Here is a 7,089-nt window from a genome sequence, read left to right as displayed (position 1 = left end):
GAGGTAGCTGGGGGAGCGTCGCAGGGCCTGTGCTGACCCATCGGACACGCCCTAGGAGGCCCTGCCTTTCCGGCAGTTGCGCAGCGGGATCACGGCCCGGACGACCGTGCCGCCGGCGATCGGAGTCCTGGCGCTGAACGTGCCGCCGTACGCCTCGCAGCGCCAGCGCATGCCCAGCATGCCGTACCCGTCGGTGCCTCGCGGGGTGTTCGGGCCGAGGCCGCGTCCGTCGTCGGTGACGGTGAGGCTGATGCCGTCGTCGCGGCAGACGAGGGTGATGCCGACGTGCCGGGCACCGGCGTGCTTGACCACGTTGGTGAGCGCTTCCTGGGCGATTCGGTAGACGGCCAGGTTCACGCCCTTCTCTCCCGTACCCGTGTGGGGCCGGTCGCCTTGGACGTGCACGTCCACCACGAGCCCGTTCTCGGCGGCGACCTGTTCGGCGAGGGAGGTGACCGACTCGGCGAGCCCCGCTCCCCGGACGGCCGCCGGGCTCACGGTGGCGATGATGCGGCGCAGTGCGCGGGACTGCTCGTCGAGGGTGCGGGAAGCGTCCTCCATCGCCGCACGCAGCGCACGGGGGTCGTCCAGCGCGCGGGCCGTGTCGAGCCGCCGCCGGGTCAGGGCCAGCAGTTGGAGGACCTCGTCGTGCAACTCGCCCGCGAGCAGGCCCGCATGGTGCTCCTGCCGTTCCACCAGCGCACTGGCGCTGCCCCGGCTGAGGATCACCTTCATCTCGGGCCAGGCCGGTACGGCGTACGCCGAGGCCGCCAGCAGGAAGCCGATGGCCGCGTAGTCCGCCAGGTCGGAGTGCGCCAGCCGGTCCACGCTCAGGACCGTGAATCCGCAGCAGATCATGATCAGCAGCCGGCGGGCCCGCCGCAGACCGCAGGTCAGCAGTGCGAGGGTGCCGGTGGCCAGGGCGACCATCGGGGGCGAGACCGCCCGGTGCGGCAGCCGGTCGTCGAAGAGCAGGTTGACCGTGTACGCGACGGCGCCGACCAGGCTCACCGACACGCAGACGCGGCCGAGCACGCCCAGGGCGAGCGGTTGTTCCTCGGCCGGCCAGGCGGTTCCGCTACGCATCGGCGGCGCACTGCTGCCGGGCATACGCGACGAGGTCGGCCCGGGTGGCCAGGCCCAGCCGGGCGCGCAGGGCGGCCCTGACGCTCTCCACCGTGCGGATGCTGACCGTCAGCCGTGCGGCCACCTCACGGTTGGTGTACCCCTCGGCCAGCAGGCCCAGGACCTGCCGGTCCCGCAGCGGCAGGTCCGGTTCCCGGCCCTGGTCACGGGCCAGCCCGGCACCGAGCGAGGGCTGTACGTACCGCCCTCCGGACGCCACCGTCCGTACCGCCACGACCAGCTCGGACACCGGGCTGCTCTTCAGCAGATAGCCCGCGGCGCCCGCGGCCAGTGCCCCGCAGATGATGGCGCGGTCCTCGTAGCAGCTCTGCACGAGAATTCCCATCCCCGGTGCGGCTGCGAGGAGTTGGGGAATGGCCTTGATCGCCAGCCCCGACTCCAGCTTCATGTCCAGGATCAGCACATCGGGCTGCTGCTCGGAGACGAGCTCCAGCGCCTCGCGTTCACAGGCGGCTTCGCCGACCACGCTGAAGCCCTCGGGCTCCAGGAACGCCCGGGTTCCGGCCCGTACGGTCGGATGGTCCTCAGCCAGGACGAGTCGCACGGGACCCCACCTTCTGCATAGCCTTTCGAGCACGGGGAAAACACGGCCGATTTGCCGCCCTCGTGGTGGCATTCACTTTCCGATGTAGCGACCAATCTTGTCAACAGGCAGAATTCCTGCGACGGCGCTTAAAATTTCAATTTCCTGCGGCCAACCCGCAGAAATCAAAAAGAAGGAGTTCCGGGACGCCTGGCGTCGACGCCGGGAAATCGGGGCCTTTCGGGATGATTGCGCAGTCCGCCCCGAAGGGTCGGGATGTCCCGTCTTGGCGGGAAAATATACTGCGGCCGAAGAATTCACCCGGGCGATCGAGTGGATCTTCAATTGGGATATGACTCCCCCTCAAAACCGCCTTGCGGTAACGCAGTCCACTACGATCGCCTGCATGCAGGCCACCATCATCGTGGAAAACGCGAACGGCCCGGCGGGGCCCGACGACTTACGGCGCTGGCTCGGCGGACAGCCGGAGCTGCGCGGCAGGATCCGCAGACGGACGGACCCGCCGGAACCGGGCACCATGGGCACCGCGGGCGACGCCGTGCTCGCCGTGCTCGAACCGGGAGGCGTGGTCGCGGCCCTGGCCGGGGCCGTCGTCGCCTGGATACGGACCCGGGGCGGCACCCAGAAGGTCACCGTGACCCGGCCCGACGGCACGCGGTTCACCCTCAGCAGCACCCAGGTCAAGGGGCTCGACGCCCGGCAGACGGCCGAGCTGGCGGAGCGCCTGGCCGCCATGCTGGAGGGGCGCCGCGACGAGACGCGGCCCGGCCGGGAGGACGGCCAGGCGGCACAGCCCGGAAGCCCCCGGAGGTGACGGCCCCTTCACCGGCCTCGCCGCACCGGGCACCCGCGCCGTCCTCGTCGGCACCGGCACCCACGCCCCCGGCTCCGCGCTCCCCGCCCTGCCCGGCGTCGACGCCACCGTCGACGGCCTGGCCCGGGTCCTGCGCGACGTGTGCGGGCTCCCCGAGGACCACATCCACCGGGTGCCCGCCGACGCCACGGCGGCCGACGTGGTCGAGGCCGTGCAACAGGCCGTCGCCGAGGCCTCCGGCACGGTCCTCTTCTCCTACACCGGCCACGGCGTCCTCGGCCCCGGGGACGAGCTCTACCTCGCCACGCGCGGCACGCTCAGCGAGGACCGCATCGCACCCTGCGTGCCCTACCGCGTCGTCAAGGACGCACTCGGCGGGGTCACCGGCGGCAGCGTGGTCGTCCTCGACTGCTGCTTCTCCGGACGCGCCGCGGCCCCCGGAGCGGGCGGCCCCCGCGGGGTGTTCGACTCCGCCCTCCCCGACGGCAGCTTCCTCCTCACCTCCGCCTCCGGCTTCGCCGTGTCCTACGCGCCCGAGGGCGAACGGCACACGCTCTTCGGCGGGAAGCTGCTGCGGCTGCTGGAGGAGGGCGACCCCTCCGGCCCGCCCCTGCTGACGCTGGACGACGTCCACACCTTCCTCGACCGGGCCTTCCGGGACGGGCCCGTGCACCCGCAGCGGCGCAGCGAAGGCACCCTGGGCGGGCTCGTCGTCGCACCGAACCGCGCCTACCGGGGGCAGCGCCCCGCCACCGCCCTGCCCCCGGCCGACGTGCCCTGCCCGTACCCCGGCATGGAGCCCTTCCGGGCCGAGGACCACGACCGCTTCTTCGGCCGCGAACAGCTCACCGGGGAACTGCTGGACGCGGTCTCCGACGCGGCCGCGGACGGCGGCCCGCTCGTCCTCGTCGGCGCCTCCGGCGCCGGCAAGTCCTCGCTGCTGCGCGCCGGGCTGCTCGCGGGGCTCGACCACCGCCACGGTGCCGAGCACCCCGGCACCCCCTGGCCCGCCCTGCTGCTCCCCGCCCCCGGCCCGCACCCCCTGCGCGCCCTCGCCGAACGCTGGGCCCGGGCCACCGGGCACCCGCCGGACGAGGTCCACGGGCGGCTGCTCTCCGGCGCGGGGCTCCCCGCGGCACGCCCCGGCTCCCGGGCCTGCCGCCTGCTGGTGGTGGACCAGTTCGAGGAGACGTTCACCCGCTGCACGGACCCGGAGGAACGCGCCCTGTTCGTCCGGCTGTTGTGCGCACCCGGCGGCGGCCCCGGCGCCCGCCCGCGCGTCGTCCTCGGCCTGCGCGCCGACCACTACGGCAGCTGCCTCGCCCACCCGGAGCTCGCGGAGGCCCTGGAGCACCGGCAGCGCACCGTGCGGCCCATGGACGAGCAGGCCCTCCGGGCGGCCGTCGAACGGCCCGCCCTCGCCGTCGGGCTCACCCTGGAGGACGGTCTCACCGACCGGCTCCTCGCCGACCTGGCCCAGGACGCGGACGAGGAGCGCCCCGCGGACGCACCGGCCGAGGCCACCGCACTGCCCTTCCTCGCGCACGCCCTGCGCGAGACCTGGCTGCGCCGCTCCGGCACCGCGCTCACCCTGGCCGGGTACCAGGCGACCGGCGGCATCCGGCAGTCCGTCGCCACCACCACCGAGGCCCTCTACCAGGAGCTGGACGCCCCTTCCCGCACGGCGCTGCGGGAACTCCTGCTGCGCATGGTCGAGTTGAGCGGGAACGGCGAGTTCGTCCGCCGCCGCGTCGAGCTCTCCGACCTCCTCGCGGGCCGCCCGGACGACGAGCGGCACCTCGTCACGGTCGTGTGGGACCGGCTCGCCGACGCCCGTCTCGTCACCGTCGACAGGGGCGGGGCCCAGATCGCCCACGAGGCGCTGCTGCGCGCCTGGCCCCGGCTGCGCTCGTGGATCCGCGAGGCACAGACCGAACTGCTCGCCCACCAGCAGCTGTCCGAGGCCGCGGCGGCCTGGGAGGAACACGGCGAGGACCCCGGCTACCTCTACACCGGCAGCCGCCTGGAGACCGTCCGGCCCTGGCTCACGGGCCCGGCCGCGGCCCGGCCCGGGGCGGGCATCGGACTGACCGCGGCGGAACGGGCCTTCGCCGAGGCGGGGTTGCGCGCGGCCCGGCGCGCCCGGCGCCGCCGCCTGGCCGGCACCGCGCTCGCGGTCTGCCTGGCCCTGCTGCTCACCGCCGCCGGCACCGTCGCCTTCGTCGAACGCGGCCGGTCCCAGCAGCGGGCCGCGAACCTGGCCTCCAAGCGCATCGCCGCACAGGCGGAGGCGCTGCGCCCGCAGGACCCGGCGGCCGCGCTCGACCTGAGCCTGGCGGCGTACCGGACGGCCCACACCGTCGAGGCCCGCACGAGCCTGCTCCAGAGCGCGACGACACCGGTGGCGCTGACCCTGTCCGGGCACACCGGCAAGGTGCTGAACCTGGCCTTCCACAAGGACGGCAAGGTCCTGGCGAGTTCGTCGGCGGACGGCACGCTGCGCCTGTGGGACTTCGGGGACCGCTACCACCCCGTGCCCGGAGCCGTCCTGCGCACCGGCCGCCCCGTGGCCGTCGCCTGGCGGCCTGACGGCCGCTACCTCGCCGCGTCGAGCCGCGACGCCTTCTTCGTGTGGGACACCTCCGACCCGCTCCACCCCCGGCAGGTGGCCCGCCTGGCGACGGACGGCACGCGGATCAGCGCCCTCGCCTTCAGCCCGGACGGCCGGACCGTCGCCGTATCCGGCGACCATGCGCGGATACGGCTGTGGGACGTGCGGGACCCCGCCCGTCCGGCGTCCACTGTGGTGCACATCGCCGAGGACCAGACCGTGCTGACCGAGGCCTACAGCCCCGACGGGCGCGTGCTGGCCACGGCGCTCGACGACGACACGATGCGGCTGTGGGACACCGGCCGGGCCGGCGACCTCGGACCGCTCGCCACCGTGAAGGACGCCCCGCTGCTCTCCCTGGCCTTCCGGCCCGACGGGCAGATGCTGGCGGGAGGCGGCAGCCACACCGGTCAGGCCGAGAACCTGTCGTTATGGGACGTGAAGGACCCGAGCCGGCCCCGGGCCCTGCGGAAGCCCGCCGCGTACAGCAACTCGGGGGCGTACACGGGGCTCGCCTGGCGGCCGGACGGGCGGTTCGTGGCGGCGTCCACCATCGGGGACAAGTCGGTCCACACGTTCACCTTCCGGGACGCCGACCCCGACTGGAGTGCGGGGGTGCTGACGGGCGGCAGCACCCGGTCCCTTGCCTACTTCACCGACGGCCGGGGCCTCGTGGCGGGGGACGAGGACAACGGGGACATCGCCGTACGGCAGCCGCCGCCGCGCGCCGTCACCGGCAGGGCCGTGGACCGCGGATACATCGCGGGATCCGCGTTCGACGCGACCGCGCACCACGTCGTGACCGGAGGGGCCGACGCCAACGACAAGCGCCCGGTGCGGATCTGGGACGTCTCCGCACCGGACCGCGCCCCGGCGCTGATCTCCGAACTGCCGCCGCCGTGGGTCAGGGCACGGTTCCTCACGGACGGCAGGATGCTGCTGAGCCAGGACGACGGCGCCACCAGAATGAAGCTGTGGCACGTGGACGGCGGCCGGCTCCGGCCGGGGTACGAGTTCCGGCTGTCCGGCGGGGCGGTGCAGGGGAGCAACCCGGAGGTGTTCGCCGTGAGCGACGACGGAGCCCTCTTCGCCCTGCGCGGTGCCTCCGAGAGCACGGTGGGGCTCTGGGACATCCGGGACATCGAGCACCCGCGGCGGGTCGGGGAAGTGCCGTGGCCCCGCGACGACGGCTCGGCCACCCCGTCCTTCCCCGGGCGGCGGGTCCTGGCGCTGATGACCGCCCGCGGAACGCAGACCTGGGACGTGCGCGACCCCCGCAGGCCCCGCCGGACGGATGCGGTGAGGGAGACGCCGTGGTCCACGATCGGCGACGACGCCGACGGTGACGGGACCCGGCTCGTGGTGGCCCAGGTCCCGAGCCGCGGCCGGCCCGGTCAGCGGGACACGCACGTCTGGAGCCTGGCCGCCGACGGCACGGCGCACAGGGTCGTGACCGTCGACAAGGACGTGTCCGCCACCGAGCTCGTCTCCCGGAACGCCCTGGCGTTCCTCTCCGAGGACGGCCGGCCGACGGTGTGGGACCTGCGCAGGCCGGGGCGGGGCGTCCCGCTGCCGGGGCCCGTCCCCAAGGTCCAGCGCATGTACACCTCCGAGGACCGCCACCTGGTGGCCGCCTGGGAACACGAGGGCCTGCTCGCGCTGTGGAACGCGTCCGACCCGAGCGGCTCCCGGCCCGGTGGCGACGACGAACTGCTCGTCCTGTCCGACGTGACGCGGAAGATGAACATCCTGGACATGAGCCCCGCCGGCGACCTCCTCATGCAAGCGGACACCGGCGGCCAGCTCGTCCCGCTCAACGTCGACTCCCTCGTCGTGGGCACCGACTTCGCCGGCCTGAGCCGCACCCTGTGCTCGATCCGCAGCACGCGCGTGCCGGAGAAGCGGTGGAAGGAGCTGCTGCCCGGCGTGAAGCGTCAGGACGCCTGCGCGTGACGCCGTCCCGCCGGGTCACCG

Annotated in this window: 4 protein-coding genes and 1 pseudogene; 3 read left to right on the top strand and 2 right to left on the bottom strand. The window is 74.1% G+C overall.

Features of this window, described 5'->3' with window-relative positions:
- Nucleotides 1-51: 51 nt before the first annotated feature.
- Together ACLHRZ_RS42385 and ACLHRZ_RS42380 are read right to left on the bottom strand one after the other, a co-directional pair.
- Nucleotides 52-1,086 carry a sensor histidine kinase gene (locus ACLHRZ_RS42385; protein ID WP_490423977.1) on the bottom strand — a complete coding sequence of 345 codons (1,035 nt, stop codon included), beginning with the start codon at nucleotides 1,084-1,086 and terminating at the stop codon, nucleotides 52-54.
- Nucleotides 1,079-1,690 (bottom strand): response regulator, encoded by a 612-nt coding sequence (locus ACLHRZ_RS42380; protein WP_490423976.1) that lies wholly within the window; start codon nucleotides 1,688-1,690, stop codon nucleotides 1,079-1,081. The genes ACLHRZ_RS42385 and ACLHRZ_RS42380 overlap by 8 nt, the downstream gene beginning before the upstream one ends.
- A 385-nt stretch (nucleotides 1,691-2,075) precedes the next feature.
- On the opposite strand from ACLHRZ_RS42380, the gene ACLHRZ_RS42375 reads away from it, so the two are divergent.
- The 3 genes and pseudogenes from ACLHRZ_RS42375 to ACLHRZ_RS42365 all read left to right on the top strand — a co-directional run bounded on the left by ACLHRZ_RS42375 (nucleotide 2,076) and on the right by ACLHRZ_RS42365 (nucleotide 7,068).
- Complete coding sequence (locus ACLHRZ_RS42375; RefSeq protein ID WP_490423975.1) at nucleotides 2,076-2,504, top strand: effector-associated constant component EACC1; 429 nt, start codon at nucleotides 2,076-2,078, stop codon at nucleotides 2,502-2,504.
- 46 nt (nucleotides 2,505-2,550) lie between these two features.
- Nucleotides 2,551-3,150 (top strand): annotated as a pseudogene (locus tag ACLHRZ_RS42370) (caspase, EACC1-associated type); the annotation flags it as partial.
- A gap of 147 nt (nucleotides 3,151-3,297) precedes the next feature.
- Nucleotides 3,298-7,068 carry an nSTAND1 domain-containing NTPase gene (locus ACLHRZ_RS42365; RefSeq protein ID WP_490423978.1) on the top strand — a complete coding sequence of 1,257 codons (3,771 nt, stop codon included), beginning with the start codon at nucleotides 3,298-3,300 and terminating at the stop codon, nucleotides 7,066-7,068.
- The last annotated feature ends 21 nt before the right edge of the window (nucleotides 7,069-7,089 follow it).

The sequence above is a fragment of the Streptomyces sp. AM25 genome (genome assembly GCF_058146165.1).
This window is presented reverse-complemented; position numbering and strand designations above follow the sequence as displayed.

What these genes read in the sequence shown, in the direction of transcription:
- ACLHRZ_RS42375 (WP_490423975.1), top strand. Translation starts at nt 2,076, where the DNA reads ATGCAGGCCACCATCATCGTGGAAAACGCGAACGGCCCGGCGGGGCCC.
- ACLHRZ_RS42385 (WP_490423977.1), bottom strand. Translation starts at nt 1,086, where the DNA reads ATGCGTAGCGGAACCGCCTGGCCGGCCGAGGAACAACCGCTCGCCCTG.
- ACLHRZ_RS42365 (WP_490423978.1), top strand. Translation starts at nt 3,298, where the DNA reads ATGGAGCCCTTCCGGGCCGAGGACCACGACCGCTTCTTCGGCCGCGAA.